This window comes from Ruminococcus bromii, from assembly GCF_002834225.1.
GTDB classification, from domain to species: Bacteria; Bacillota; Clostridia; order Oscillospirales; family Acutalibacteraceae; genus Ruminococcoides; species Ruminococcoides bromii.
Genome location: NZ_NNSR01000073.1, coordinates 110,132 through 136,842, shown reverse-complemented (window position 1 = coordinate 136,842; position 26,711 = coordinate 110,132). Strand labels below are relative to the sequence as shown.

Annotated in this window: 27 protein-coding genes; 15 read left to right on the top strand and 12 right to left on the bottom strand. The window is 42.9% G+C overall.

The annotated features are described in order from the left end of the window. Window positions 1-60 precede the first annotated feature (60 nt). On the bottom strand, window positions 61-531 hold the full coding sequence (locus RBATCC27255_RS09405) for a metallophosphoesterase (protein ID WP_046431371.1): 471 nt from the start codon (window positions 529-531) through the stop codon (window positions 61-63). A 57-nt stretch (window positions 532-588) separates the two neighbouring features. Here RBATCC27255_RS09405 and RBATCC27255_RS09400 point away from each other — a divergent pair, with 57 nt between their 5' ends. From RBATCC27255_RS09400 to RBATCC27255_RS09390, 3 genes are read left to right on the top strand one after another with little or no spacing between them, the layout of a single operon-like run. After that, window positions 589-825: a hypothetical protein gene (locus tag RBATCC27255_RS09400; RefSeq protein WP_101029753.1), complete on the top strand. Its 237-nt coding sequence runs from the start codon at window positions 589-591 to the stop codon at window positions 823-825. 1 nt (window position 826) lies between these two features. After that, entirely contained in the window at window positions 827-1,180 is a 354-nt protein-coding gene (locus RBATCC27255_RS09395; RefSeq protein ID WP_101029752.1) for a hypothetical protein, read from the top strand. Window positions 1,181-1,194: 14 nt separating this feature from the next. Next, window positions 1,195-1,479: a hypothetical protein gene (locus RBATCC27255_RS09390; RefSeq protein WP_021883466.1), complete on the top strand. Its 285-nt coding sequence runs from the start codon at window positions 1,195-1,197 to the stop codon at window positions 1,477-1,479. Here the strand turns inward: RBATCC27255_RS09390 and RBATCC27255_RS09385 are convergent, their stop codons facing one another. From RBATCC27255_RS09385 to acpP, 6 genes are all read right to left on the bottom strand, one after another. Next, entirely contained in the window at window positions 1,480-2,724 is a 1,245-nt protein-coding gene (locus tag RBATCC27255_RS09385) for a glutamate-5-semialdehyde dehydrogenase (protein ID WP_101029751.1), read from the bottom strand. Between the two features lie 13 nt (window positions 2,725-2,737). After that, entirely contained in the window at window positions 2,738-3,553 is an 816-nt protein-coding gene (gene proB / locus RBATCC27255_RS09380; protein WP_101029750.1) for a glutamate 5-kinase, read from the bottom strand. A gap of 121 nt (window positions 3,554-3,674) precedes the next feature. Further along, the gene (gene metA, locus RBATCC27255_RS09375) at window positions 3,675-4,607 is read right to left on the bottom strand and encodes a homoserine O-acetyltransferase MetA (protein ID WP_101029749.1); all 933 of its coding nucleotides are present in this window, start codon (window positions 4,605-4,607) and stop codon (window positions 3,675-3,677) included. A 72-nt stretch (window positions 4,608-4,679) separates the two neighbouring features. Further along, window positions 4,680-4,868 carry an antitoxin VbhA family protein gene (locus RBATCC27255_RS09370; protein ID WP_101029748.1) on the bottom strand — a complete coding sequence of 63 codons (189 nt, stop codon included), beginning with the start codon at window positions 4,866-4,868 and terminating at the stop codon, window positions 4,680-4,682. A gap of 40 nt (window positions 4,869-4,908) precedes the next feature. Next, window positions 4,909-6,348 (bottom strand): proline--tRNA ligase, encoded by a 1,440-nt coding sequence (gene proS / locus RBATCC27255_RS09365; RefSeq protein WP_101029747.1) that lies wholly within the window; start codon window positions 6,346-6,348, stop codon window positions 4,909-4,911. A 214-nt stretch (window positions 6,349-6,562) separates the two neighbouring features. After that, window positions 6,563-6,790, bottom strand: coding sequence for an acyl carrier protein (gene acpP / locus RBATCC27255_RS09360; protein ID WP_101029746.1), 228 nt, complete (start codon window positions 6,788-6,790; stop codon window positions 6,563-6,565). 244 nt (window positions 6,791-7,034) lie between these two features. On the opposite strand from acpP, the gene aroE reads away from it, so the two are divergent. The 8 genes from aroE (at window position 7,035) to RBATCC27255_RS09320 (ending at window position 15,085) form a co-directional block, all read left to right on the top strand. Beyond that, window positions 7,035-7,880, top strand: a complete 846-nt coding sequence (gene aroE / locus RBATCC27255_RS09355) for a shikimate dehydrogenase (RefSeq protein WP_101029745.1) — start codon at window positions 7,035-7,037, stop codon at window positions 7,878-7,880. Window positions 7,881-7,898: 18 nt separating this feature from the next. Further along, window positions 7,899-8,435 carry a shikimate kinase gene (locus RBATCC27255_RS09350; protein WP_242958638.1) on the top strand — a complete coding sequence of 179 codons (537 nt, stop codon included), beginning with the start codon at window positions 7,899-7,901 and terminating at the stop codon, window positions 8,433-8,435. A gap of 110 nt (window positions 8,436-8,545) precedes the next feature. After that, the gene (gene aroF / locus RBATCC27255_RS09345; RefSeq protein ID WP_101029744.1) at window positions 8,546-9,562 is read left to right on the top strand and encodes a 3-deoxy-7-phosphoheptulonate synthase; all 1,017 of its coding nucleotides are present in this window, start codon (window positions 8,546-8,548) and stop codon (window positions 9,560-9,562) included. 88 nt (window positions 9,563-9,650) lie between these two features. Next, window positions 9,651-10,481, top strand: coding sequence for a prephenate dehydrogenase (locus RBATCC27255_RS09340; protein WP_101029743.1), 831 nt, complete (start codon window positions 9,651-9,653; stop codon window positions 10,479-10,481). An 18-nt stretch (window positions 10,482-10,499) separates the two neighbouring features. Then, window positions 10,500-11,549: a 3-dehydroquinate synthase gene (aroB, locus tag RBATCC27255_RS09335; protein ID WP_101029742.1), complete on the top strand. Its 1,050-nt coding sequence runs from the start codon at window positions 10,500-10,502 to the stop codon at window positions 11,547-11,549. 36 nt (window positions 11,550-11,585) lie between these two features. Then, entirely contained in the window at window positions 11,586-12,884 is a 1,299-nt protein-coding gene (gene aroA / locus RBATCC27255_RS09330) for a 3-phosphoshikimate 1-carboxyvinyltransferase (RefSeq protein WP_101029741.1), read from the top strand. Continuing rightward, on the top strand, window positions 12,865-13,935 hold the full coding sequence (aroC, locus tag RBATCC27255_RS09325) for a chorismate synthase (protein WP_101029740.1): 1,071 nt from the start codon (window positions 12,865-12,867) through the stop codon (window positions 13,933-13,935). Before aroA ends, aroC begins: the two co-directional genes overlap by 20 nt. A gap of 7 nt (window positions 13,936-13,942) precedes the next feature. After that, the gene (locus RBATCC27255_RS09320; protein WP_101029739.1) at window positions 13,943-15,085 is read left to right on the top strand and encodes a bifunctional chorismate mutase/prephenate dehydratase; all 1,143 of its coding nucleotides are present in this window, start codon (window positions 13,943-13,945) and stop codon (window positions 15,083-15,085) included. Between the two features lie 80 nt (window positions 15,086-15,165). On the opposite strand, the gene RBATCC27255_RS09315 is transcribed toward RBATCC27255_RS09320, so the two are convergent. From RBATCC27255_RS09315 to RBATCC27255_RS09305, 3 genes are all read right to left on the bottom strand, one after another. Further along, on the bottom strand, window positions 15,166-15,675 hold the full coding sequence (locus tag RBATCC27255_RS09315; protein WP_101029738.1) for a shikimate kinase: 510 nt from the start codon (window positions 15,673-15,675) through the stop codon (window positions 15,166-15,168). A 1-nt stretch (window position 15,676) separates the two neighbouring features. After that, entirely contained in the window at window positions 15,677-17,119 is a 1,443-nt protein-coding gene (gene pyk, locus RBATCC27255_RS09310) for a pyruvate kinase (protein ID WP_169923320.1), read from the bottom strand. Window positions 17,120-17,333: 214 nt separating this feature from the next. Continuing rightward, window positions 17,334-19,322, bottom strand: a complete 1,989-nt coding sequence (locus RBATCC27255_RS09305) for a CotH kinase family protein (protein ID WP_101029736.1) — start codon at window positions 19,320-19,322, stop codon at window positions 17,334-17,336. Window positions 19,323-19,563: 241 nt separating this feature from the next. On the opposite strand from RBATCC27255_RS09305, the gene RBATCC27255_RS09300 reads away from it, so the two are divergent. Continuing rightward, a complete protein-coding gene (locus RBATCC27255_RS09300; RefSeq protein ID WP_101029735.1) occupies window positions 19,564-20,571 on the top strand; it encodes a cohesin domain-containing protein in 1,008 nt (335 codons plus the stop codon). 382 nt (window positions 20,572-20,953) lie between these two features. On the opposite strand, the gene RBATCC27255_RS09295 is transcribed toward RBATCC27255_RS09300, so the two are convergent. Beyond that, window positions 20,954-23,278 (bottom strand): SpoIIE family protein phosphatase, encoded by a 2,325-nt coding sequence (locus RBATCC27255_RS09295; protein WP_169923319.1) that lies wholly within the window; start codon window positions 23,276-23,278, stop codon window positions 20,954-20,956. A gap of 235 nt (window positions 23,279-23,513) precedes the next feature. On the opposite strand from RBATCC27255_RS09295, the gene ruvX reads away from it, so the two are divergent. From ruvX to RBATCC27255_RS09280, 3 genes are all read left to right on the top strand, one after another. After that, window positions 23,514-23,939, top strand: a complete 426-nt coding sequence (ruvX, locus tag RBATCC27255_RS09290) for a Holliday junction resolvase RuvX (RefSeq protein ID WP_101029733.1) — start codon at window positions 23,514-23,516, stop codon at window positions 23,937-23,939. A gap of 140 nt (window positions 23,940-24,079) precedes the next feature. Continuing rightward, complete coding sequence (locus RBATCC27255_RS09285; RefSeq protein ID WP_101029732.1) at window positions 24,080-24,772, top strand: zinc-ribbon domain-containing protein; 693 nt, start codon at window positions 24,080-24,082, stop codon at window positions 24,770-24,772. A 129-nt stretch (window positions 24,773-24,901) separates the two neighbouring features. After that, window positions 24,902-25,141 carry a helix-turn-helix domain-containing protein gene (locus RBATCC27255_RS09280; protein WP_313709807.1) on the top strand — a complete coding sequence of 80 codons (240 nt, stop codon included), beginning with the start codon at window positions 24,902-24,904 and terminating at the stop codon, window positions 25,139-25,141. 392 nt (window positions 25,142-25,533) lie between these two features. Here the strand turns inward: RBATCC27255_RS09280 and RBATCC27255_RS09275 are convergent, their stop codons facing one another. Beyond that, complete coding sequence (locus tag RBATCC27255_RS09275; protein ID WP_101029731.1) at window positions 25,534-26,286, bottom strand: DeoR/GlpR family DNA-binding transcription regulator; 753 nt, start codon at window positions 26,284-26,286, stop codon at window positions 25,534-25,536. Between the last annotated feature and the right edge of the window lie 425 nt (window positions 26,287-26,711).

Here is a 26,711-nt window from a genome sequence, read left to right as displayed (position 1 = left end):
TCCCACCTCCGCTTATTTATCACATTTAATTATATCATTTTATTTTTGCAATTTCCACAGTTATTTTAAGGCTACGGTATTGGTAACAATTTCGCCCTTGTCGGTGATGTCGATAATGCCGTAGGACGCATAGTATCCGTGGCATGAACCGGGGTTCATAATATACAGACCGTCCTCATAGAGTGTGAGAGGCATATGTGTATGACCGAAGAGGAGAATATCCGCTCCTGCTTCTCTTGCGGCGGAGGTAATGCGGTAAAGTCCCGATTTTGCGTCATAGAGATGTCCGTGTGTTACAAAGATGGTTTTACCGCAGGCCTTGAAAATCTCCTTTGACGGAAAAAAACTGTTCCAATCGCAGTTGCCCCTTACGGCAACAATCATCTTGTCTTTGTAATTATCCTTTAAAAACCGCTGTTGTTCTTCACCGTCGCCGCAATGCACAATTATTTCCGCCTTGCGCTGTGCGTCAACGGCTTTGATAAGACTGCGAAGATCTCCGTGAGTGTCCGAAACTACCAAAATACGCATTGAAAATTCTCCGTTCTAAAAATAAAATTTCCGCATAGTATATGTTGAGGTGTTGGTATGTCTGATAATAAAAAGGTCAACGAACTGCTCGGTGAGGTATCGAAAAAGTACGGTATCTCTAAGGAACAGCTTGAAAGTGCCGCACAAAGCGGTAACATAGAAAATCTTTTGAAAAATACAAATCCGAATCAATCAAAACAGATTGAGAGCGTTCTGTCGGATCCCGAAAAAGCAAAGAAACTTTTGCAAAGTCCGCAGGCTCAGGCACTGATGAAACTGCTCGGCGGTGAATGATATGTCGGATTTACAGGATAAGCTCAATCAGATTTTGCAGAACCCCGAGGCAATGAAACAGGTGCAAAGTCTTGGGGCACAGCTTGGTCTGACAGGTGAGCAAAAACAACCGCCAAAGCCGAAACCGCCCGAAAATAACCTTATGTCAATGATTGGCGGTGACGACACGATCGGCACAATTGCCAAATTTGCACCGCTTTTAAGCTCGCTGAACAACAGCGATGACACCACCCGACTGCTTGATTCGCTCAGACCGTTTCTTTCACATGAACGGCAGGAAAAGCTTGACAAAGCCGAAAAGATGCTGAAATTATTCCGCCTTATGCCGTTACTGCGTGAAAACGGATTGTTCTGACAGGAGGTGATTTTTTGCCGAGTTTTGAAGAGGAGGCTTTTAACCGAGCACAGCAGATGCACCGAAAGCCGCAATTCAATCGTGAAGCACCAAGAAGGGAAGTTCCGAAACAACCCGAAAAGCAGGAAGAACCAAAGTCCGAAATTCCCGAACCGCCCGTTCCGAAAAAGGATGACGGTCTTTTGAATCTGATGTTCAAAAACAAGGAGCAAAGCCTTATTCTTTTGCTTGTGATACTGCTTATGGAAGAAAACACCGATCCGTCAGTTCTGCTTGCGCTGATGTATCTTCTGATGTGATTATCGGATTTGTCCGTTTCCTCTGATGATATATTTTGAGCTTGTAAGCTCGTTAAGTCCCATAGGTCCTCTTGCGTGGAGCTTCTGGGTTGAAATTCCGATTTCTGCACCGAGTCCGAATTCTCCGCCGTCGGTAAAGCGGGTTGATGCGTTTACATAAACCGCCGCAGAATCAATTCGTGCCGTGAACTCGTTTGCACTGTTGTAGTCGCTTGTCACAATGCATTCGCTGTGACCTGTACTGTACTTCTGAATATGAGCAATTGCGTCATCAAGGTTGTCAACAACCTTTACGGCAATGATGTAATCGAGAAATTCGATTCTATAATCTTCTTCCGTTGCAGAAACAACGCAGTCGCCGAGAATCTGTTTTGTTCTGTCACATCCTCTGATTTCAACATTCTTTTTATCAAGCTCTGCTTTAATTACGGGCAGAGCTTTTTCTGCGATATCCTTGTGTACAAGCAATGTTTCAAGCGCATTGCATACAGATGGACGAGAGGTTTTGCCGTTGAAAACAATATTCTTCGCCATTTCAATATCTGCACTCTTGTCAACATAGATATGGCAGTTACCCACGCCTGTTTCAATAACGGGAACCTTTGCGTTTTCAACAACACTTTTGATAAGTCCTGCTCCGCCGCGGGGAATGAGTACATCGAGATAATCGGAAAGCTGCATAAGCTCTGTTGCACTCTGTCTTGTTGTGTCCTCAACAAGCGCTACGCAGTCACGGGGAAAGCCTGCCTTTTCAAGTGCGTCACGCATAACCCTTGCGATTGCCATATTTGAATGAAAAGCCTCCTTGCCGCCGCGAAGAATTACGGCACTGCCTGCTTTAAGGCAAAGAGCCGCCGCATCGGAAGTTACATTAGGTCTTGCCTCAAAGATGATTCCGATAACACCCATCGGAACTGTTACCTTTTCAATCTGCAAGCCGTTTTTGAGGGTTCTACCGTCAAGCACCTTGCCCACGGGATCGGGCAAAGCCGCAACCTGTCTTACCCCGTCAGCCATACCGTTGATTCTCTCCTCCGACAGTCTGAGTCTGTCGAGAAGTGACGCTGTAAGACCGCTTTTTTCGCCGTTCTCAAGGTCAATTTTGTTAGCCGCAAGAATTTCTTCGCAGTTTTCGCAGAGTGCGTCTGCAATTGCACCGAGGGCAATGTCCTTTTTTGAACCGGATGTCATAAGAAATCTTGACGCCTCTTTTGCCTTTGCGCCCATTTGTTCAAGTGTAGTCATAATTTTCCTCCGATTATTTAACAGGTAAAAATTTTGTTCCGATTTTTTTCCCGTCAATCACTTCATAAAGATTTTCAGGATTCGAGCCGTTGATAACGCTGACCTCAACACCTCGTTTTGTGGCATAATCAGCCGCATGAAGCTTTGTAATCATACCGCCTGTGCCACGGTTTGAACCGGTACCTGCCGCCATTTCAAGAATTTCGGCATTTATTTTCTCGATAACATCAAGCTTTTTTGCATTTGGATTTGTTCGTGGGTTTGAATCGTACAGACCGTCAATGTCGGTAAGAATGATAAGTCTGTCTGCGGAAATAAGACCTGCAACAATTGCGGAAAGCATATCGTTATCTCCGAAATTGTTGCCCTCAAGTTCATCAATTGTAACTGTATCGTTTTCGTTGATTACAGGGATAATGTTCATTTTGAGAAGCTCATCAATTGTGTTGATAACATTCTGCCTTTTCTGCTCTGTTTCAACAGCGTAACGCGTGAGAAGCAGCTGTGCAACGGAGTGGTTGTACTCGCCGAAAAGCTTGTCGTACATAAACATAAGCTCACACTGACCGATTGCGGCAAGAGCCTGTTTTTTCTTGGTTTCGGAAGGTCGCTTATCAAGTCCTGCCTTGCCCATTCCGACAGCAATAGCACCCGAAGAAACAAAGATAACCTGTTCCCCGCGGTTCTGCAAATCGGAAAGAACCTTGCAAAGCTGTTCAACTCTTCTGTAATTTATTTTTCCGTTTTCATAAGTCAGCGTTGAAGTGCCAACCTTGATTACGGTACGCTTTTTCTCCATAAAAACACCTGTTTCGTTGCGGATTTTCATTTTTGCACTTTTTCATTATGTACAATTAAGGTAATTATAACATAATGTGTATGATAAATACAACACTTTACATAACAAAACCCCGAAGTTTTGGCACTTCGGGGTTGATTTTATATTTAATTTAGTGAGGATATCTGTTGATAAGCTCACGGAGATCATACGGAGTTGCCTGATAAACGAAATAGTTGAGCCAGTTTGTGTAGAGCAAGGTTGCGTTGCTCCTCCAAATCATCGGCGGAGTTTTTGACGCGTCGTCATTCGGAAAATAATTGTAAGGAACATTCGGATTGAGTCCCTTGTTTTTATCTCTGAAATATTCCTTGGCAAGGGTGTCACGGTCATACTCTGCGTGACCTGTAACAAAAACCTGTCTGCCGTTTCGGCTGCAAATTACGCATGAACCTGCAATCTCGGAAACCGCAAGTACTTCAAGCCCTCTGCACCTTTTCAACGCCTCTTCATCAATTCCCGTATGTCTTGAATGCGGAATTGTGAATGTATCGTCAAAGCCTCTCATAAGCTTGTGATGCGGAACAAGCACCCTGTGGGTATAAATTCCGCTGAGCTTTTCGGGCAAAAGGTGCTTTTTTATGCCGTAGTGATAATAAAGACCTGCCTGAGCGCCCCAGCAGATGTGGAATGTTGAGCATACATTATGCTTTGACCACTCCATAATTTCACAAAGCTCGCCCCAGTAATCGACCTCTTCAAAGTCGAGCTGTTCAACAGGCGCACCCGTGATAATCATTCCGTCAAAGCTCTCGTTCTTCACCTGATTAAAGGTCTTGTAAAAGGTTGTCAGATGATGCGGAGAGGTGTTTTTAGAGGTGTGTGATGCCATCTGCAAAAGCTCGATATCAACCTGCAGAGGACTGTTGCCGAGCAGCCTTAAAAGCTGGGTTTCGGTTTCGATTTTTGTCGGCATCAGATTCAGAATAAGAATTTTCAGCGGACGGATATCCTGCCTGAGAGCAACCTCATTCGGCATTACAAAAATATTTTCCGATTCCAGCACCTTGATTGCCGGAAGATTACTTTGTACCTTGATTGGCATTTTCTCACCACCTTTATTTTTTCTTACGAGCAGACAGTAAGGCTTATATCATACCTTAGTGTCCCGAACCTGTCATTGTACTATTGATGTCTTATATTTTACAAGCAACTCTGTCTTCATCTGTTCGGTTGTTATTTCACCGTTTGACCAACGGTCTGACAACAATTTTGAACTTTCAGAGGCAGGAACATCCTCGATACTGTTTACGGCATTTGCAATTTTTACTGCACGCCTACGCTTTTTCAAATCAACCGACTGCATTCCTGTTGCCTCTGAAAATATTATTGACTTAATTTACAAATTAATACTGCTTACCCCAGAATACCATATGCTTTGCAGGCTTTCCGCAGCATACGCAAACATCCGAGAGATGCTCCTCGTTGAAGGGGATACATCTACTCTTTACGCCGCCTGTAACTTCTTTGATTTTTTCTTCACAGGCTGTATCGCCGCACCACATAGCCTTGATAAAGCCGGGCTTGTTCTTGGCTGTGTCAACGAACTCATCAAATGTTGTTGCTGTGAATGTCTTTTCCTGTGTGTTTTTAAGAGCACGGTCATACATATCGTTGTGAATTGTTGCCATAAGGTTTTCAACAAACGGTACAAGCTCGTCAATTGAAACAAATGCCTTTTCACGGGTATCACGGCGAACAACCACGCATTGGTTCTTTTCAATGTCCTTAGGACCGATTTCAACTCTTACAGGCACGCCCTTCATCTCGTACTCGGCAAACTTCCAGCCGGGAGCGTGGTCTGAAGAATCAAGTTTTACTCTGAACTTTTCGGCAAGTGCCTTTCTAAGCTCCTCTGCCTTTTCAAGAACACCCTCTTTGTGCTGTGCAACAGGAATGAGTGCAACCTGAATAGGAGAAATCTTCGGCGGAAGAACAAGACCGTCATCATCAGAGTGAACCATAATGAGCGCACCGATCATTCTTGTAGAAACACCCCATGATGTCTGATGAGGATAATGAAGCTTGTTGTCCTTGCCTGTGTATGTGATGCCAAAGCTCTTTGCAAAGCCGTCGCCGAAGTAGTGTGATGTACCGCCCTGAAGAGCAACACCGTTGTGCATCATCGGCTCGATTGTGTAGGTTTCTTCGGCACCTGCGAACTTTTCTTTTTCTGTCTTTCTGCCGATTACTGCCGGAATAGCAAGAGTTTCCTTGTAGAAATCAGAATAAACATGTAACATTCTGAGCGTTTCTTCTCTTGCTTCTTCTTCGGTTTCATGCATTGTATGACCTTCCTGCCAGAGGAATTCCGATGTACGAAGGAAAGGACGGGTTGTCTTTTCCCATCTTACAACGCTGCACCACTGATTGTAAAGCTTCGGAAGGTCACGGTATGTGTTGATAATCTTTTTATAATGTTCACAGAAAAGAGTTTCCGATGTAGGGCGAACGCAAAGACGCTCCTGAAGCTTTTCCTGACCGCCTACCGTAACCCATGCACATTCGGGAGCAAAGCCCTCAACATGGTCTTTTTCTTTCTGCAAAAGGCTTTCGGGAATAAACATAGGCATATAAACATTCTCGTGACCTGTTTCTTTGAAACGACGGTCAAGGTCAGCCTGAATATTTTCCCAGATAGCGTAGCCGTAGGGGCGGATAACCATACAACCCTTTACGCCCGAATAGTCAACGAGCTCAGCTTTTTTAACGATGTCGGTGTACCATTTTGCAAAGTCCTCATCTCTGCTTGTGATAGCTTCAACCATTTTTTTGTTGTTTGCCATTTTTATATTCCCTCCGTAAAAATTTAATTTTACTTATTTTTAACATATTTTTTTGCATTTTCAAAATGCCGAATACACGACTGTCATAACATTTAGTCATAACATCATAACATTACCATTATACACTAAATCTCTGAATTTTCAACCTTTTCGGCAAAACAAAAAGAGGCCGCAAAACGACCTCTCAAAAAATGCGAAAAAATTAAAGATTTAATTATGAATGAGCCTCAATGTAAGAAACGAGTGAGCCTACAGTCTTGATGTTTTCGATTTCCTCATCGGGAACTTCAACCTCGAACTCGTCTTCGATTGACATAAGAAGGTCAACAACATCGAGTGAATCTGCGCCGAGATCTTCCTGAAGATCTGTATCGGCAGTAATCTTATCCTCTTCAACATCAAACTGTTCAGCAAGAATTGCCTTAACTTTTTCTAATACCATTACTAATTCCTCCCGGTAAAAATATTGATTGTCCAAAGTAAATTATAGACAAAAGCACTTGGTTTATGCTACAATGGTATGAAAGCAAACGGATTGCTCTACTTCCCTTATATTATTGATTATTTACCCCTTTGTCAATATATATTTGAAATTTTTTGAAAAATTTCTGATTTTTGCATAAATAATTTCTTTTAAGTTTATTTCTGCATAGCTAAAAATATGAACCTCGGAGGTATTTTTTATTATGGAAACCAAGAAATTTGCCGTAATCGGTCACCCAATCGGTCACACAATGTCACCGTTTATACACACAAGACTTTTTGAACTTCAGGGCGTCAAAGCCGAATATACAAAGCTTGACATTGCTCCCGAAAATCTTGAATATGAATTTAAAAATACCCTTTCAAGGCTTGACGGATTTAACATTACAATTCCACATAAGCAGGCAGTCATTCCGTTTCTTGACGAAATTGACGCAAAGGCCGAGATGTACGGCAGTGTAAACACCGTTTCAAATAAAAACGGCATTTCAAAGGGCTACACAACAGATCCCGACGGATTTTTAAAGGCTCTTGACGCGGCAGGAATTATGCTTAACGGCAGAATCGTAATCATCGGCTGCGGCGGTGTTGCAAGAACAATGGCGTATGAGGTCGTTCTCAAAAAACAGCCTCTCCTCTTTGCCGTAAGAAAAGAAGATTTGAAAATTGCCGAGGCTTTATGCGATGAAATCAGAAAAACAGTTGCAGGCTGCGATGTAAGCTTCTGCCTTATTGACGAACTTTCGGGCGACATTGATGTGCTTATCAACGCAACTCCCATAGGAATGTATCCTAAGATTGAAAATCAGCCTGTAAGCGACAGCGTAATAAACCGTTGTGCAAATGTATTTGACGCTGTTTACAATCCGCTTGAAACAATGCTTGTTAAAAAGGCAAGGGCAAACGGTGCAACAGCCGAAAGCGGAATGGCAATGCTCGTATGGCAGGCAGTTGTTTCTCACGAACATTGGGACGGCTCTGTTTATAACAAGGGCGACATTGCTCAGCTTTGCATTGATTCTGCAAAAGAGCTTGAAAAAAATTTCTGATGAACGGAGAAATTTAAAGTGAACAACATAGTTTTATGCGGATTTATGGGTTGCGGAAAGTCAACCGTAGGCAAAAACATTGCAAGAAAATCGGGAAGAAAATTTCTCGATATGGACTCATACATTGAACAAAAGGCAGGAATGACCGTTTCCGAAATATTTGAAAAATACGGCGAAGAAAAGTTTCGTGATATGGAACATGACGCCTGTGTTGAGCTTGCGGAGCTTGAAGGTCTTGTAATTGCATCGGGCGGCGGTGCATTTACATTCAAGAGAAATGTTGAGGCCTTCAAGGGCAAGGATAAAATTGTTTTTCTTGATGTTCCGCTCGGAATCATCAAGAACCGTCTTAAAAATGACACGACAAGACCACTTCTTCAGCGTCCCGACAGGGACAGGGTTATGAAAGACCTGTATAACAACAGATATCCAATATATCATGCCGCTGCTGATATTGTGATAAAGGGTCAAAACACACCGTTAAAAACCGCTTTTGCAATAATCGACGCAGTAAACGGTACAGATGTGGCTGAAAAACCGCATAAAAACGCTTGATTCTGCATTTATTCTATTGACTATCACGCTTTAAAGTGCTAAAATGACTAAAGAAATATGACGAACTTCGATTCGTTTCGTCAAAAGTGAATTGAAAGGAAATTAAAGCAATGATTATAGTATTAAAACCGTCTGCAACAGAGGAGCAGATTACAAAATTCACAAATATGCTCAAAGAGAGCTATGATGTAAAGGTTAATAAGTGGGACGGTGTTCAGTCAACCGTACTCGGTCTTATCGGCGATACAACAAAGATTGACATTGAGTATATTGACGCTCAGGACATTGTTGAAAATGTAAAGAGAGTTCAGGAGCCGTACAAAAAGGCTAACAGAAAGTTCCACCCAGACAATACAGTCATTAAAATCAATGACAATGTAACAATCGGTGACGGCAGTCTGCACATTATGGCAGGTCCCTGCTCTGTTGAAAGCGAGGAGCAGATTGTTCAGATTGCAAAGGATGTTAAAGCATCGGGCGCAACACTTCTCAGAGGCGGCGCATTCAAGCCCCGTACTTCACCATACGCTTTCCAGGGACTCAAGGCAGAAGGACTTGACCTTCTTAAAACAGCAAGAAGAGAAACAGGTCTGCCGATTGTAACAGAAATTATGAGAGCATCACACATTGATATGTTCGAGAATGTGGATATTATTCAGGTTGGTGCAAGAAATATGCAGAACTTTGAGCTTCTCAAGGAGCTCGGCAAAATTGACAAGCCTATCCTTCTCAAGAGAGGTCTTTCCGCAACAATTGAAGAATGGCTCATGAGTGCCGAATATATTATGGCAGGCGGTAACGATAAGGTTATGCTCTGCGAAAGAGGTATCCGCACATACGAAACCTTTACAAGAAACACTCTTGATATTTCGGCTATCCCGATTATCAAAAAGCTTTCTCACCTTCCTGTTATTGTTGATCCGAGCCATGCATCGGGCAAGTCATGGCTTGTTGAACCGCTTGCAATGGCAGCAGTTGCCGCAGGTGCAGACGGTCTTATCATAGAGGTCCACAACGATCCGCCGCACGCACTTTCGGACGGTGCGCAGTCACTTACTCCAAAGCAGTTTGACGGAGTTGCAAAGAAGGTTTTCGGCTTAAAAAAGGCTGTTGACAAATTAAATTAAGATTTTTACTTTCGGTACGGTTTTTCAGCCGTACCGATTTGGACTTTAATTAACTTTACTAAAGAATACACAAACGGAGGCTAATGCAGTGAATATTGCAGTTGTAGGACTCGGAATTATCGGCGGCAGTTTTTGCAAGGCGATAAAAAAGTACACCGACCACCGTGTAATCGGTATCAACAGAACAAAATCTACTGCCGAAAAGGCTTTAAAAGAAGGTGCGATTGATGAAATCGGCACACATGAAAGCCTTGAAAACGCAGACCTAATTATCCTTTCAATGTATCCGCAGGCGGTTGTTGACTATGTTTCAAGGTACGGCGAATACATAAAAAAAGGTGCGGTTGTAACCGATGTTTCAGGTATCAAGAGGGCAATTTGTCCGCAGATGACAGAGCTTTCCGAAAAATTCGGCTTTGTTTTTGCCGGCAGTCATCCGATGGCAGGCAAGGAAACAAACGGTTTTGATGTTTCGGACGCCGACCTTTACAAAAACGCAAGCTACATTATCGTTCCGTGCAATGCCGGTGACAGCGTTGTAAATATGCTGTCCGACTTTGCAAAATCAATCGGCTTTGGCACAGTAAAAATCACAACTCCCGAAGAACACGACAGAATGATTGCCTTCACATCACAGCTTCCGCATGTGCTTGCGTGTTCATATGTTTTAAGTCCGTGCTGTCCGAACCACAAAGGCTTTTCGGCAGGAAGCTACCGAGATGTTTCGAGAGTTGCAAACATAAATTCAACGCTCTGGAGTGAGCTTTTCCTTGAAAACAAGGATCCGCTCATTTCCGAGCTTGATATACTTATAGAGAACATTACAAAAATCAAAGATGCGATAAAAGCCGAAGATACCGACGCTCTCAAGGCTCTTCTTGAAAAGGGCAGAGAGGTTAAACAGGCACTCGGAGAATAAAGAGGAAGGAGAACTTTTATGAAAACTATTCATGTTTCCACAGGAAGTCCCTATGACATTATGATTGAAAGAGGTATTCTTGACAATTGCGGCGAGATTATCAAAAAGCTTTCAAACGCAGAAAAAATCACTATTGTAACAGATACAAATGTTGCTCCGCTGTACAAATGGAGAGTTCTCAACTCTCTTTCACAGCAGGGTTATCAGACTACCGCGCATGTTTTTCAGGCAGGCGAGCAGTCAAAGAATCTTAACACAATCGCAGATATCTATGACACACTTGCAGATTTTAAGATGACAAGAAAAGACCTTATCGTTGCACTCGGCGGCGGTGTTACGGGCGATATGGCAGGCTTTGCCGCCGCAACATATCTGAGAGGAATCGACTTTGTTCAGATTCCGACATCTCTGCTTGCACAGGTTGACTCATCCGTAGGAGGAAAAACAGGCGTTGACATTGCACAGGGCAAGAACCTTGTCGGTGCATTCTATCAGCCAAAGGCTGTTTTGATTGATCCCGACACTCTTTCAACTCTTCCCGACCAGTTCATCACAGACGGTATGGCTGAGGTTATCAAGTACGGCTGCATCAAGGACAGCGGATTTTTTGAAATGCTTGCAAACGGCGACGCTCTTGAACACATTGACGATGTAATCGAAACCTGTGTAAAAATTAAGCGTGATGTGGTAAACCGTGACGAAAAGGAAGCAGGGGAAAGAATGCTTCTCAACTTCGGTCACACACTCGGTCACGCAATCGAAAAAATCTACAACTACACAGGCATCACACACGGTATGGCAGTTGCCGTCGGTATGGTGATGATGACAAAGGCAAGCGAAAAGCACGGACTTACCGAGGCAGGAACTGCATACAAGATTGAAGAAGTTTGTGCAACCTACGGCTTGCCGACTACCGATGACGCAAGCCTTGAAAAAATTGCCGAGGCGGCTCAGACAGACAAGAAAACTTCGGGTTCGTCAATCAATGTTGTTTTGCTTGAGAAAATCGGCAGAAGCTTTACCAAGAAAGTTGCAATTTCCGATTTGCTCGACTTCATCACACCGTAACACGGTAAACATATTTTAATGAAAGGCTGTGGAAGTATGGCTTTGTCAACCGACAAAAGCAGTAAGCCGTATGTACGGTATCTTCCGTTTGTACCAAACGGCGAGGTGAACATTCCCCCGTCAAAGAGCGATGTCCACCGTGCAATCATCTGCGCCGCCCTCACAAGGGGCAAATGCACAATTGCACCCGTTGCTCTCTCAAATGACATTAAGGCGACAATCGGCGTGATTGAGGATATGGGATGCACCGCCTCAATAAAGGACAATATGCTGACTGTTGACGGTACAAATATTTTTAAAACAGATAATGTAACGCTCGACTGCGGCGAAAGCGGCAGTGCTTTGCGATTTTTCATACCCGTAGCCGCAGCCGGCGGTATAAATGCCACATTTGTCGGTCACGGAAAGCTTCCCGAAAGACCTATCGGAATTTTCACGGAGGCTCTGCCAAAAGCAGGAGTAAAGTGTGAAACCGATGGCGGTCTGCCGCTCAAAATCAGCGGTCGGCTTGAAAGCGGAACCTTTGAAATTCCCGGTAATGTAAGTTCGCAGTTCATTACGGGACTTCTGCTTGCTCTTCCGCTTGTTGAGGGCGACAGCGACATTGTGCTGACATCTCCGATTGAGAGTGTCGGCTACATAAATATGACAATTCACACTATGTCACAATTTGGTGTTGAAATTGAAACAACCGACAACGGCTGGCACATCAAGGGCGGTCAGTCATACATTCCGCATGATTACACAACAGACGGCGACTGGTCGCAGGCGGCTTTCTTTATGGTTGCAGGCGCACTCGGCGGAAAGGTGACTGTGAACGGCGTCAACAGAAATTCTGCACAGGGTGACAGGAAGATTGCCGAGTTGCTTGCACGGTTTGGTGCAAAGGTAACGCAGACGGATACATCCGTAACCGTTGAAAAGGCAGAGCTTAACGCAATTGATATTGATGCTTCACAGATTCCCGACCTTGTACCCGTGCTGGCGGTTTGTGCCGCATTTGCAAAGGGAACAACCAGAATTTACAATGCCGAAAGACTTCGCATAAAGGAATGTGACCGTCTTACGGCAACCGCTAAGCTGATAAACGATCTCGGCGGTAAGGTGACTGAGTTGCCTGACGGACTTGTCATAGAGGGAATTGACACCCTCAAGGGCGGATTCTGTGAGGGCTTTAATGACCACAGAATTGTAATGTCGGCAGGTGTCTGCGCAGTAAGACTCAACGGTGAAATTGAGTCAAGCTATGCGCTTTCAATCAACAAAAGTTACCCTGATTTTTACATAGATTATAATAATATTGGAGGTAAGGCGAATGTCCTCGACCTACGGTGATAAGATAAAAATTTCCGTTTTCGGCGAAAGCCACGGCAACGGAATCGGAGTTGTAATTGACGGACTTCCGGCAGGATTTGAGGTTGACTTTGACAGGGTTCTCACTCAAATGGCACGCCGTGCTCCCGGCAAGGATAAAACGGCAACTCCCCGAAAAGAAAAAGACCTCCCGAAGGTTCTTTCGGGTATGCTCGGCAACAGGCTGACAGGTGCTCCGCTTTGTGCCGTAATTGAAAACACCAACACAAAAAGCGGTGACTACGGCAATCTTCTCGACTGCCCCCGTCCCGGTCACAGCGACTACACAGCCTTTGTAAAATATAATGCGTCGAACGATATTCGCGGCGGCGGTCATTTTTCGGGCAGACTTACGGCACCGATTGTTTTTGCAGGTGCTGTCTGCCGTCAGATTCTTGAATCAAAGGGCATTAAAATTGCCGCCCATATCAGCAGTATCGGCAATGTTTCCGACAGCTCCTTTTGTCCGACGGAAATTGATGACGCACTCATTGAAAAGCTGAACAGCTCATCGTTTGCACTCATTGACGAAACTGCCGAAAAACCTATGAGAGATGCCGTTGAAGATGCCAGAATGGCACAGGACAGCATTGGCGGAACAATTGAATGTTGCGTAACCGGCATTGACGCAGGCTACGGCGAGCCGATGTTTGAAGGTGTTGAGGGCGTTATTGCCAAGGCTGTTTTCGGTGTTCCCGCAATTAAGGGCATTGAGTTCGGCAAAGGCTTTGAGCTTTCAACAATGAGAGGTTCGCAGTCGAACGATCCGTTTGAATACAAAGACGGCAAGGTTGTTACAACAACAAACAACTGCGGCGGTATTTTGGGCGGAATTACAAACGGAATGCCGATTATTTTCCGTGCCGCCGTAAAGCCTACACCGTCAATTTCACAACCGCAAAGGACTGTAAATCTTCAGACAAAAGAAAATGCAGAGCTTGTTATTCACGGCAGACACGATCCGTGTATTGTGCCGAGAGCAGTCCCCGTTATTGAGGCTGTTACGGCTGTTGCAATTATTAACCTTATGTGAGGTCTTTATGAGAGATTTAAAAGAAATCAGAAAAGATATTGACAAAATAGACAATCAGCTTATTGAGCTTTTTAAGCAGAGAATGGATTGTGCAAGGGATGTCGGCATCTACAAGCAGGCAAACAACATTCCCGTTCTTAACGAGGGCAGAGAGAATGAAATTCTTGATGCCGTTGAAGAAAAGGGAGGCGAATACGGCGCATCCGCAAGACTTCTCTACTCAAACATTATGGAGCTTTCAAGGGCGCTCCAGCACAACATTGTCGGCAGCGGCAAAGAGCTTAAAAGCGTTATCAACAATGCAAGCACGGATATTCCGTCAAGCGGAATCAAGGTTGCGTATCAGGGAATCAAGGGTGCTAACGGTCATGAGGCAACCTTAAGACTTTTCCCGAACGGCGAGGCTGTCAATTACAAAAGCTTTGCAGATGTATTTTCTGCCGTTGACAACGGCGAGGTTGCATTCGGTGTTCTTCCTGTTGAAAACTCAAGCGCAGGCTCTGTTTCGGCAGTTTATGACCTTATTCTCAAGCACCGTTTTTACATTGTAAAGGCGCTTGATTTGCCGATTGACTACTGCCTTGCAGGTCTTAAACAATCTGCTTTTGAGGACATTGAAATCGTGTGGTCGCATCCGCAGTCACTTTCACAATGTGCGCAGTATATTGCCGACCACGGCTTTGATTCTGTTCCATTCTCCAACACGGCAATTGCCGCCCGTGATGTTGCAAAGGAAAAGCGCCTCAATGTTGCGGCAATCTGTTCATACAAAGCGTGTGAGGAATACGGCTTAAAGGTTCTTGACAATCATCTTCAGGACAATGACGAGAACACAACAAGGTTTATTGTCATCTCCAAAAAGCTGTACATTCCGAAAGATGCAAACAGAATCAGCCTTTGTTTCTCACTCCCCCATGTTACGGGATCGCTGTACAGTCTTTTGTGCAGATTCAATTCGCTTGGTCTTAACCTCACAAAAATCGAATCCCGTCCCCGTCAGGGCAGACAGTTTGAATATCTCTTTTACCTTGACTTTTCGGGAAATGTACGCAGTGAAAATGTTATTGAACTTGTAAGTCAGCTTAGCGAAGAAATGCCCGAATTCAGCTTTTTAGGCAACTACGCAGAACCGGAGTTTCCTATAAAATAAACGGCGAGGCTTTGTGCAAATGAATACACAACATTATACAACAAAAGCGTCCGAATTAACGGACGCTTTTTACTTTGGCTTTAATTCTGTTTTTCAAGGTCTAATTTTTCAACAATTGCATCTACCGTAGTTTCGATACTGCTCAGTTCAAGTGACACCGTGATATCGGCATACTTTTTATAGAGCGGATAACGCACTCTGTACACATCGTCAAGGGTTTCGCCCTTACCGAATGCAATACCTCTTGTTTTGATGTTGGTAACTCTGCGTTTGATTTCGTCGAGGTCAACATCAATAAAAACAACCTTGCCGTTCTTTTTGAGGTTTTCCATAGCGTTTTGGCTCAGAACCATTGAACCGCCTGTTGCAATAACGGTTTTATCATATTTAAGCTCCGCGCCGATTTTTCCCTCAAGGTGGAGAAAATAGTCAAGACCTTCATTATCGAGAATTTTTTGCAGAGGCTTCCCTGCCTCTTTGCAGATTATCAAATCTACATCAACAAAGGAATAACCCAGAGCCTTGGCAAGCAACACACCGACCGTGCTTTTGCCCGAACCCGGCATTCCGATTAAAACTATATTTTCCATATTAAAGAATCCTTACATTAAGTGAGTCTGTGCTTGAAGTCGGGCAGGTCTTGTTTGATGAAAGCACAACAACCGTGTCACCCTTTTTAACAACACCTGTGCTGAGTGCCTTTTCCATAGCCTGTTTTGTGATAGAGTCCGATGTGCGTTTTTCTTCGCCCATAACAGCCATAACACCCCAGTTAAGGCAGAGCTTTCTGCACACAAGCTGTGATGTTGCAACTGCGATAACAGGACAGTCAGGTCTGTAATGAACCATCGCTCTTGCAACTCGACCTGTTGCACTTTCAACAATAATAGCCTTTGCGCCTACTGCCTGCGCAATATTCTTTGCAGCCTTGCAGATGCTTGATCTGATCGGGTTGGTGTCCTTCATTCCGTGTTCTTCCACATACTCATGAAGTGCGGTAAATTCACCGTTTTCCTCCGCCTCAGAACAAATTGCGTCAAGCGCCTTTACGCTTTCAATCGGATACTTACCTGCGGCGGATTCTGCCGAAAGCATTACTGCGCTTGTACCGTCATAAACTGCGTTGGCAACATCGCTGATTTCGGCTCTTGTAGGACGGGGAGCCGTTGTCATACTCTCAAGCATCTGGGTTGCAGTGATTACATACTTACCCCTTGAAACAACCTTTCTGATAATCGTTTTCTGGATTTCAGGGAGTTTGATGAACGGAATTTCAACGCCCATATCACCTCGGGCAACCATTATACCGTCTGCGTAATCAATAATTGCGTCCATATCGTCAACACCGCTCTGATTTTCAATCTTTGCGATAATTTCAACATACTCATAGCCGAGGCTGTCAATAAAGTCACGAAGAGTTCTAACATCATCGTGATTGCGGACAAATGATGCGGCAACAACTGTTGCACCGTGGTTAAGACCGAACTCAATGTCCTTTCTGTCCTGAGCGCTTACATACGGCATATTGATAAAGTAGCCCGGAATATTGATACTCTTGCGGTTTTTAAGCACACCGCCCTTGTTTACGGTACAAACGATTGACTCGGGATTTACCGACTTAACGACAAGCGAGATAATACCGTCATCAAGCAAAAGCTCTCTGCCGATTGCCTTCTGACCTTCGGATTCAAAAATATCAACAAGCTTAGGAAACGAAAGGCTTACGCCTGTTTCGTCACCCTCTTCTTTGTTTTTAAAAAGACTGAATTCTGCACCCTCAGAAAGCTCAACAGAACCGTCCTTGAATGTGCCGACTCTGACCTCAGGACCCTTTGTATCAAGCAGAATTGCAACATTTTGACCGCTCTCTGCAATTGCCTCTTTCAAGTTCTTGATTGTAACCTCAAGTTGGTCATAAACGCCGTGTGACATATTGATTCTGGCAACATTCATACCTGCGTCAATCATCTTGCGCATCATTTCTTTTGAATCACAGGCAGGTCCAATGGTACAAACTATCTTAGTCTTTCTCATAATTCCTCCGTCCTTTTTGAAATGCTTATATTCCATTATTGTGCATATGAATAAATCTGTGTGAATTTTCCAATCAAACACATTATAGCGTATCTACCTCACAATTTCAATCATTGATTTGTAAAATTTCACATTCTGTGCCTTGTACAAAAAATATTAAAACAAAAACAAAAAATCGGGCAGTTTCCTGTCCGATTTTTGTGTGAATTTGTAATTATAAAGCGCCTATAGCCAACTTCTGAATACATGTTGCATCAAGCACCGTAACCATTCCGTCACCATTGATATCGGCAAGCACAATTTGATCTGCCGTAAGTGTTGCCGCATTAACAATATACTTCTGAACGAGTGTTGCATCCATTACCGTTACAGTGCCGTCACCGTCAACATCGCCCTTTATCTCAGACGGAGTGTATTCGCTGAACCATTCGTTGCTGATCCAAGCCGCACGGCTTGTCATCCAATCAGCCGCATAGTTGTACATATCCGTAAAGCTGTTCTGATTGTAGCTTGTCTTTGTATTGCTTACCGTATATGTGCCTGTTTTTATATCAAAATCAGCTTTGTTCATTGAAGTGTGGTCACTAATCCAGCTGCTCGTTTTGATATACCAGCCACTCTTGTAGTTCATCTCTGCACTGTCCTTGAGAAGGTCGTAATACTGTGCTTTTGAATAAAACTCATTTGAACCCGAATAGTTCTGAGTTTTGCCTGCAAAGTAGTTGATTGCCGGAACAAACTTCTCAAACCAGATATTAACTGCCGCCTTATTAACCTGAGTGTTTCTTGAAATGTTGTTAATAATGTTGGTGCTGCTCTGAGTGCGTTTTTGTCTGTCCTTGAATCTGCACCACCAGCCTGAATACTGTGTGTAATCCTTAACACCGAAGTTTTTAAGATCCCAAGCACTGCCTGTAGCATTACCGAGCGAATTATCGTAGTCCCATACAGGTGAGCCGAAGAACTTATAGTTACCGTCAGAATCCTGCTTATAAACAAAGTAAACGCTTGAAACACCTGAATCCCAGTTCTTGCCAAGCTCATTTATGAGCCACAGCTTTGCGCAGGAATCGACATCTGCATACTGTGAAAGGTCGGAAGCGGTGTTTTTTGCGGCATTGTGGAAAGCGTTATACTTTTCACGGACATAGTTCTTAACCTCATCATAGCCCTTGTCACCCTCTGAAAGCTCCGGAGCCTTGATTGTAACCTTGATTCCATCGTTACATTTTACATAGTAATCTTCACCGTCCACCGCGTTTGAATCAACTTCACAAAGGAACGGAAAATCCTTGTTTACATTTCCATCAGCGTCAAGGTATGCAGTATCGTCAATATCGTTGATAAGGGCATTTTTGCCGACCTCAATCTTTTCGGTCATCTGATATGAACCCCAGTAATAACCGTCTGAGTAGAAATCAACATATCTTGAATCCGAAGCATATGGAGTTCCTACTGCATCTGCAAGGTCATAAAGAAAACGGTTTCTTGTAAGTGAATCGTCCTGATAATTTGCAAGGAGAGAGAACTTCTTGCTCTTTGCCATACCGCCGATTGAAACCTTATCGGAATATGTAATGTTAAAGGGCTTCTTAGCCTTGACCCATGTTGAATTGCCCCTGCCCTTAATTTTTTTGATTGAGGTATTATCAATCTTGCCGTTCCTGTCAACAATAGCGCCTGTTGCAGAAGCAGAGTTGCTCTTGTCCTCACTGAGATAAGAGATAAGCTCAGAGCCGTTGCCGTCGGCATTGCTGTTATTTACATAAATTGCAGACTCGGCAGATGACTTTAAGAATGTAAGAGAATAGGTCTTGCCGCCTGCACTTACACTGGTTGATTTGTCAATTGTGTAGGAAACCTCCCTTGACTCGCCTGAGGGAATAGTAACATTATTGACTGTAACATTGTTTGAATAAGCATTATAAATCTCAACGCTTGTTGATGAAACACTGCTCGGAAGAAAAAAATACTTTTGATTTGCGTTAATTTCGTTCATATACTCGTTATGCTCACACTGCCAGGCAACCCACGCATCAGAGTCGGCAGAGCCGCTTACAGCATGGGCGTAAAGTGCATTCTGAGTTTTGAACGACAGCGTAGGCGAAGTTTCTTCAACAGCAGAAACAGATAACGCAGACATACTGCCGGCTGTAATCAAGCCTGCAAGCACAATTGAAATCGCTTTCTTTGTTGTTTTCACTTTAATCACTCCTAAAAAATATATTGACAACGAACTTCTCAATGTATTCACAAAAAGTTCACTTATTAATCACATCTGTCAAAATTATTGTAGCATTTGCATAAAATTAAAGCAAGTTATTTTTCAATATGTAAAAGCATTATTTTGCGAATTTTCTTTATTTTCAGTATTTTTTTTGATATAATATTATGGTAACGATAGGGTTACAAACCGAATTTTTATAACATAAGGAAGTGGCACAATGCGTAACAGCAAAAAGAAAAACTATTGTCTTATTGCAGCACTCGCATCACTCGTAGCTTTTTCAACAATGGCGGCAAGTGTTATGAGCGGCTGCGGTGAAAATTCCGATGAACAGAAAACGACCAAAATTGTTCACGAAACAAAAATAGACACTCAGATTGAAACCAAAATTGAAACATATACAGAAGTTGTAACCGACGCGCAGGGACACACAGAATATGTTGAAGAAACGAAGAATGTCCCTGTCAACAATGATAAAACTGTCAGCAACGGCAATTCTTCCGAAAAATCAGAGTCCTCTGTAAATAATAATAATGGAAACAGCAACGAAAAAAATAACAACGGAAATAACGGCGGCAACAATAATATCAACAGTGTAAACAATTCTCATAATAAGGGTTCAAATAATCAAGCCGCATCAAAAACAGAAAAGTCCGAAGGCAGTAAGACAAACAACAGTTCATCAAAAACGGATTACGGCAAAACAAATAACAGCAATTCATCAAAAACAGATGGAAACAAAACAAACAACAATGGCAGTTCATCGTCAAAATCAGATTCGTCCAAGTCGGATTCATCAAAACCCGAGAGCAAAACACTTACTGTACACGGCAAAAAATATAATATAGGCGATACAGTTGTATGCACCTATAAGCTGACAACACCGGCTGTTCTTGAAAACTATCAGGCTACAATCAGCTATGATTCATCAAAGCTCAGCTGTTTGTCTGCAAAAATGTCAGAGCCGGCAAAGAACGGCGCTATGCTCAACAAAAACCTTAACGGTGAAATCAAAATCTGCGGTTCAAACATCAGCGATGGATACGACTACACAAAGGGCGGAAAATTTATGACCGTAACCTATGTTGTAAAGGGAGGCGGCTCATCTACACCTAAATTCAAATGGGAAATTGCGTCCAGAGCAAGCGACAGCAAGAATCTTATCAGCTCCGACGGAAAGCCTGCAAGCGGATTTAAGCTGGTCGGATCATACACAAAGGGATAAGTTTATCTGAACTAAACAAAATATTTTAGCAAAAAGGGCTGTGAAGAAATGAAGTTTAAAGCTTCGTTCTTCGCAGCCTGAATTGTTTTGTAGGAGCGAACCGTGTTCGCCCGCCGTGTGCGCCCGCCACACGATTGGACGCTATGCGTTCAAAATAAACACATAGTTTTCATCGAATCAAAAAATTTAATTGTTCCCGACCGTAACACGGCATTTGTCTGTACAATATAACAGCAACTTTGCGATATTTATATAATTTCAAATTAAAAATATTCTCTTATATTATCTGTGGGTATCTGATGAATGCCCATACAGATTATACATAACCTTAAATAAGCAGAAAAACAATTTTCCGTTTTCAGTTTTGAACTTTCAATTTAAATCAGCGTCCGTTATCCGTAATTCTGATTGCTACGGCGGTGACATCGTCCTCACGCTCGGCTTTACGGCGTTTTACCGCCTCATCAACAACAGCCTTTGCAAGGTCCTGCGTACTGCCCTCGTTCCATGTGCGAATAAGCTTTTCGAGCCATTTGTCATCGCCCGTAATTACACCGTCTGATACCATAACAATCATATCCCCCGTTGTCAGATTTACCGTGTCGGTTGAAAATTTTATACCGTTTAGAATTCCTGCAGGGAGCGACGGCATTTCACGAACCGTTACCCTGCCGTTTTTCTTTACAAATGTTACGGGTGCGCCTGCTTTTTTAAAAGTGGTTTTGCCGGTGTAGAGGTCAACACTTGTGACATCAACCGTTGAAAGCGATTCGTCCTCACTTTTCACCATGAGGGCGGAGTTCACAATCTGCAAACAGCTGTCGGCTGAAAGTCCCGCCCTGAGCAGTCTTGTCATAACAGACGTCGCCATATTGCCGTCAACGGCGGCTCTTCCGCCCGTACCCATACCGTCACACACGAGGGCATATGTTTTGCCGAAACCGTCATTGAAATAATTTATGCAGTCACCGCAGAGCTTACCGTTGTCGGCGGTGTGCTGGTCGCTTCCGATTTCAACATCAAACACGGGCATTTCGCACATTGCAATACGGATTCTGTTGCCCTCACGGCTGATTGTCGGAAGGTCAAATCTTCTTCCGCAACAGCGTGAAATCTCACGCATAACCTCGCCCTTAGAAAGCTTTTCGGACTTATTCGAGAGCGTAAGTTCCACGCTCATTCTTCCGCCGTTTGACACAAGGCAGATGCACTCCTCAACAATTGCACCGAGGCTTGTGAGGGCGCTGATTATCCGTTGTGCAGATTCGTTATCGCACCGCATTGTGTTGCGAAATTCATCAGCCAAATCGTGGAGAATATCTCCGATTCCGGAAAACTGCCCTGCAACAACGCTCCGCACATCGGTAATCCTTTGTTGTGCCTCAAGCGCCGACTGATATTCACGGTAGTTTGCGTTCATTGAACGGGCAATTTCGCCTTTTTTACAGCAGTTTTTTACGAAAGATTTTTCAACATCTCTTTCGCCTATTGTGCCGTTCGATTCAAGATACTCTTCAAGCCTTGCAAAATCGTCACGGGTAACACCGCCCTTGTGTTCATAGCAGTACATTTTCAGTCCGCAGGTTTCGCAGACTTCATTTCTTGTACCCTCACAAACGGCTTCAAATGTCGGTGAATAGAGCTTTTTCATTTTTTCGGATACCTTTGAAACATCGTTTTTCACATTGCCGACCGCCTTTGAGGCAAAGTCGAGTCGCATAACAATATTTTTTCGCAGAGCCTCTCCGAGCGATGTATTTTTGTCGCTTGAAAACACGGGCGAAATCACATTGCCGACCTCTTTCGGAAGTACCATAAACACCGCACTTGCGGCAAGGCTTTCAACAAGCACACCCGACGGTGTTCCGAACTGCGAACCGAACGCAAGGCACATCACGCCGTTTGAGATTACAAAGGCAATCGCACAACCCAATTTTCCGAGCTGTGAAAAAAGCCCCGCCATAAGTCCTCCGAATGCAAAACCGCCGCAGATGTAGCCGTTCTCTCTTGATGCAATGCTGAAAATCGCCCCTGTTGAAATTCCGCTGATTGCACCGCCTGTAACCGAGCCGTAGCGTGAACAGAGCAAAATGACGAGCATTGCAATAATTCTGCCGAGCGATATATTCTGCCACGCAATACTGCCGAAAGCCAGAATCAGGATACACCCCGACATAACCACGCTTGCGGTTTCCTGTTGCGAAAAAACTTCAAAACTTCTGTTGTCGCCTGCAAGGTGCAGTGCTGTGCTGATAAAATATGCCGCCGCACCTGCAATTACCGCCTCGGTTACGCAATCGGCAAAGGTTGTAAGAGTGCTTGTGCTTACGAAAAGCAACGAAACACCCGTTGCAAAAATCGGAACAAATGCCACAAGCGGAGCAAAAACCTTGCTTTTTGTAACCTTGTCAAGATCACCGAGCAGCCACCGCAGACCTCCTATTGCCGCCACAACGGCAAGGTAACGAAAGCTGTCCGAAGGTTTTAGCAGGACATAGCCGAATGCCGTACCTAAGAGTGATGACAAAAGATACTTTCTCGGAACTGCCGCCGCAAATGACGCCCCGAACGGTGCAAGGCTTCCGAGAACCGCTCCCCGTGACACCAAAATTCCGCAGAGCAGACAACCTGCGTTTGTGAGCATTTTCCGCATAAAATCGCCCTGAACAGCGGGCTGTCTGCGAGCCAAAGTCGTTTTTGCTTCCATAAAAATCAACATCCTTTAATGATTTACTTCTTTTTGTATTTTCATTATAGAATATTACGGATGACAGTTTTGTCTTTTTGTGAATGAGAATTTTTATATTCTTTTGTAGAAACAAAGCTTTGAAAAAACTTAATAAAGTAATTACGCAAAAGATTGTTCAACATTAAAAAAAGCCGTTGTTAAAATTCCGATTTTGCATTATAATGGAGTAAACCAAAGCGAAAGGACAAACAAAATGATTATAATGTCAGTTGACCTCGGAAAAGCACGCACAGGCATTGCCGTATGCGACAAAACCGAGTTTTTAGCGTCGCCATATACGGTTATTTTTGAAAAGTCACCGAAACAGTTGCTTGAAAAGGTGTCAAATGCAGCCAAAGAAACAAAAGCCGAGCTTATTGTTGTGGGACTTCCGAAAAATATGGATGGCAGTGAGGGCGAAAGCGCACAGAATGCCAGAGCGTTTGCCGAAAATCTGAGCAATGAAACAGGCATTGAATGCGTTATGCAGGATGAGCGTGGAACAACAATAACGGCTCACAATTTTCTCAACACCACAAATACAAGAGGGAAAAAGCGTAAAAATGTCGTTGACGAGGTTGCCGCCACAATAATTCTTCAGGATTATCTTGACAAAAGAAAATCGGGCTTAAACAAATAAAATCATAAAAGATTTACCCTTCCGATGATTTCGGAGGGTTGTCTAATGTACATTTTGAGAATTTTGTTGATTATTGTAATTATTTATGGTAAAATTCTTTCGGAGATTTAATCTCTGATTTTACTTGAGAGAGGGATTCTATGTTTTGTCCGAATTGCGGAAATCAATGTCCTGACGGCACAAAATTCTGTCAGTCATGCGGTACACCGCTCATAAACAATCAACAGCAAAACACTCAGCCTGATTTTAACAATCAGCAGGCTAATTATCAGCAACCTAATCAGCAATATCAACAGCCAAATTACAATCAATATCAGCAACCGAATCAGTATCGGCAACCGATGTACAATCAACCGTATCAGCAGTACCCACAGTATCCCGATAAATTCAACGGACATCAGATGGGTTGGTACAAATTTCTGATTTACTTTGCACTTTTTGCAGGTGCGTTCTTTAATGTATGCTATGCTGTTTTGTACATGACAGGCAGTATTTACGAAACCGAGCAAATTGATCCGCTTACCGTATATTCACTTTATCCGGGTGTAAAAGCGGTTGACATCGTGTATGGCATATTGCTTCTTGTACTTGCCGTTTTTATGATCGTAACCCGTTTTCAGCTTTCAGGATTGAAAAAGAACGGTCCGAAAATGGTTGTTGCACTTTACGGTCTTAATATTGCCATTGCGATTATTTATGCCATTTTAATTTCATGCACAACAGATTACATGGCATTCGATGCGTCAACAGTCGGTCAGTGCGTTATACCGATTGTTATGGCAATTGTCAACAAGGTTTATTTTGACAGAAGAAAAGATATTTTCGTGAATTAAATTATGTTGAGAATTTTATAACCTAAAATTCAAGCACGCCGCAGTTTCAAGTGAGAAAAACTGCGGCGTGCTTTTAAGTTAAATGCTTTAGTACTTTTAAGTACTATAAAATCATTATATCACCCATTTATGATAAAGTCAATAGTACCGATAGATACTATGCAGGGTGATAATATGTATTTTAAAAGACTGCGTGATTTGCGAGAAGATCATGATATGAAACAAAGTGAAGTTGCCGAATATTTAGGAATTCAGCAGACGGTCTATTCACGCTACGAAAGAGGATTTCAGTCAATTCCTGTTGAGCATTTAATTAAACTGGCTGATTTGTACAAAGTTTCCACAGATTATATTCTCGGCAGAAAATAGTTACAAATTAAAAATTAAAGTCGGGCAGCAGATTTTCAATGCAAAATTTCTGTTCCCGACTTTTTTATTTGTGATACGGCGTGCCGCCGTACAAAACCGAACCGCCCTCGGCAGTACATATACTGTCTGAGGGCGGTTCGGTTTTACAAGGGGTTTCCGAAAGTTATCTTACTGAAATCAGTTGTTTTTAGGTTTTTTTGAAAATTCAACTCAGATTTAACGATACTATCCAATGATGATAAAAATATTTTCAATGCATTCTCAAAACTGTTAAATCTGCTAAAGTTTTGACAATACAAAAGCTCCTGCCGTTTTTGATTAAAAAGAACAGGAGCTTTAATGGGTAAAATTATAAAAAGCACTGGCTCAAACTATGTACCGGACAAGGTAAATCAGTACATAAGTTTTATTTTCATCTGCTCACAAAACTCAAGCCATTCATGTGACGGCTTTTCGTCTGTAATCAGATAATCAATCCTATCCCAATCCAAAAAATTAACGAATGCAGTATGGTTGAATTTTGAATGGTCTGCAAGTAATACCACACACTCGGCACGGCTTGCCATCTCAGACTTCAAATCAGCCTCACCTTCGGAAGAATCAGTTATGCCTCTTTCCATATCAAGCCCTTTGCATCCGAGGAGAACAAGGTCAACATTGTACTTTTTCATAGCCTCTTTTGCAGGTTTTCCGTAGAAAGAACGGTTTTTTTCATCATAAAGTCCGCCGGTTGAAACCAGCTTCATTTTACAAGTGTCGAGTTCCTGAAAAATCTGTGCAGAAAAGGTAATTGCGGTAAGATTTTCATTGTCCTTAAAAAGCTTAACAGCCTCAAGAACAGTTGTGCTGTTATCAATCATCATCGTGTTCACACCGATAAATTTATCAACAAGCAGCTTAGCAATTTTCTTTTTGCCCTCAAGGTTAATTCCCTTGCGTTTAAAGAAATGCACTCTGTCATTCTGAGAAGTTGTATTAAGAACAGCTCCGCCGAAAGTTCTGGTAATGATACCGTCATTCTTCAGCTTTTCAAGATCACGCCTGATAGTTTCTTCGGTTACATTATATATTCTGCTTAAATCCGAGACGAAAACCTCGCCTTCGGTTTCAACCTTTTGTCTGATTTCGTCAATTCTCTTTGCCATAAACATTTCCCTCAACTTTTATTACATACTAACATAATTATCAACAAAAGTAAAGGGAATTCGACTGTTTTTACAATAATTTTAACAATCGGGAGCGGATTCCTTCACCCTATACACAAAGGTGTATTAAGCAACCCTTAATTATTATTGAAAAAACATATTATGCCCGAGCGTAACATTGCAACCGTTCGCACAATCCCGTAGGGTATTTACAAAATCTGTTTTTCCATACAAATAAACAACAACTTCCATATACAAAAACAGTCGGGAAACAATGCGTTGCATTTTGCAAACTGTCTTCCCGACTATAATTTTCCATTTTCAATTTTCAACTTTCAATTTAAAAAGCTCACTCTCTCCCTAATAAGACTATCTGCACAAACATAAAAAGGCTGAAAGAACAACTATGCTCTTTCAGCCTTTGA

Bases quoted from the DNA above. Each gene is read 5' to 3' on its own strand.
- RBATCC27255_RS09405 (WP_046431371.1), bottom strand. From the start codon at position 531: ATGCGTATTTTGGTAGTTTCGGACACTCACGGAGATCTTCGCAGTCTT.
- RBATCC27255_RS09400 (WP_101029753.1), top strand. From the start codon at position 589: ATGTCTGATAATAAAAAGGTCAACGAACTGCTCGGTGAGGTATCGAAA.
- RBATCC27255_RS09395 (WP_101029752.1), top strand. From the start codon at position 827: ATGTCGGATTTACAGGATAAGCTCAATCAGATTTTGCAGAACCCCGAG.
- RBATCC27255_RS09385 (WP_101029751.1), bottom strand. From the start codon at position 2,724: ATGACTACACTTGAACAAATGGGCGCAAAGGCAAAAGAGGCGTCAAGA.
- proB (WP_101029750.1), bottom strand. From the start codon at position 3,553: ATGAAAATCCGCAACGAAACAGGTGTTTTTATGGAGAAAAAGCGTACC.
- metA (WP_101029749.1), bottom strand. From the start codon at position 4,607: ATGCCAATCAAGGTACAAAGTAATCTTCCGGCAATCAAGGTGCTGGAA.
- RBATCC27255_RS09370 (WP_101029748.1), bottom strand. From the start codon at position 4,868: ATGCAGTCGGTTGATTTGAAAAAGCGTAGGCGTGCAGTAAAAATTGCA.
- proS (WP_101029747.1), bottom strand. From the start codon at position 6,348: ATGGCAAACAACAAAAAAATGGTTGAAGCTATCACAAGCAGAGATGAG.
- acpP (WP_101029746.1), bottom strand. From the start codon at position 6,790: ATGGTATTAGAAAAAGTTAAGGCAATTCTTGCTGAACAGTTTGATGTT.
- aroE (WP_101029745.1), top strand. From the start codon at position 7,035: ATGGAAACCAAGAAATTTGCCGTAATCGGTCACCCAATCGGTCACACA.
- aroF (WP_101029744.1), top strand. From the start codon at position 8,546: ATGATTATAGTATTAAAACCGTCTGCAACAGAGGAGCAGATTACAAAA.
- aroB (WP_101029742.1), top strand. From the start codon at position 10,500: ATGAAAACTATTCATGTTTCCACAGGAAGTCCCTATGACATTATGATT.
- aroA (WP_101029741.1), top strand. From the start codon at position 11,586: ATGGCTTTGTCAACCGACAAAAGCAGTAAGCCGTATGTACGGTATCTT.
- aroC (WP_101029740.1), top strand. From the start codon at position 12,865: ATGTCCTCGACCTACGGTGATAAGATAAAAATTTCCGTTTTCGGCGAA.
- RBATCC27255_RS09320 (WP_101029739.1), top strand. From the start codon at position 13,943: ATGAGAGATTTAAAAGAAATCAGAAAAGATATTGACAAAATAGACAAT.
- RBATCC27255_RS09315 (WP_101029738.1), bottom strand. From the start codon at position 15,675: ATGGAAAATATAGTTTTAATCGGAATGCCGGGTTCGGGCAAAAGCACG.
- pyk (WP_169923320.1), bottom strand. From the start codon at position 17,119: ATGAGAAAGACTAAGATAGTTTGTACCATTGGACCTGCCTGTGATTCA.
- RBATCC27255_RS09300 (WP_101029735.1), top strand. From the start codon at position 19,564: ATGCGTAACAGCAAAAAGAAAAACTATTGTCTTATTGCAGCACTCGCA.
- RBATCC27255_RS09295 (WP_169923319.1), bottom strand. From the start codon at position 23,278: ATGGAAGCAAAAACGACTTTGGCTCGCAGACAGCCCGCTGTTCAGGGC.
- ruvX (WP_101029733.1), top strand. From the start codon at position 23,514: ATGATTATAATGTCAGTTGACCTCGGAAAAGCACGCACAGGCATTGCC.
- RBATCC27255_RS09285 (WP_101029732.1), top strand. From the start codon at position 24,080: ATGTTTTGTCCGAATTGCGGAAATCAATGTCCTGACGGCACAAAATTC.
- RBATCC27255_RS09280 (WP_313709807.1), top strand. From the start codon at position 24,902: ATGATAAAGTCAATAGTACCGATAGATACTATGCAGGGTGATAATATG.
- RBATCC27255_RS09275 (WP_101029731.1), bottom strand. From the start codon at position 26,286: ATGGCAAAGAGAATTGACGAAATCAGACAAAAGGTTGAAACCGAAGGC.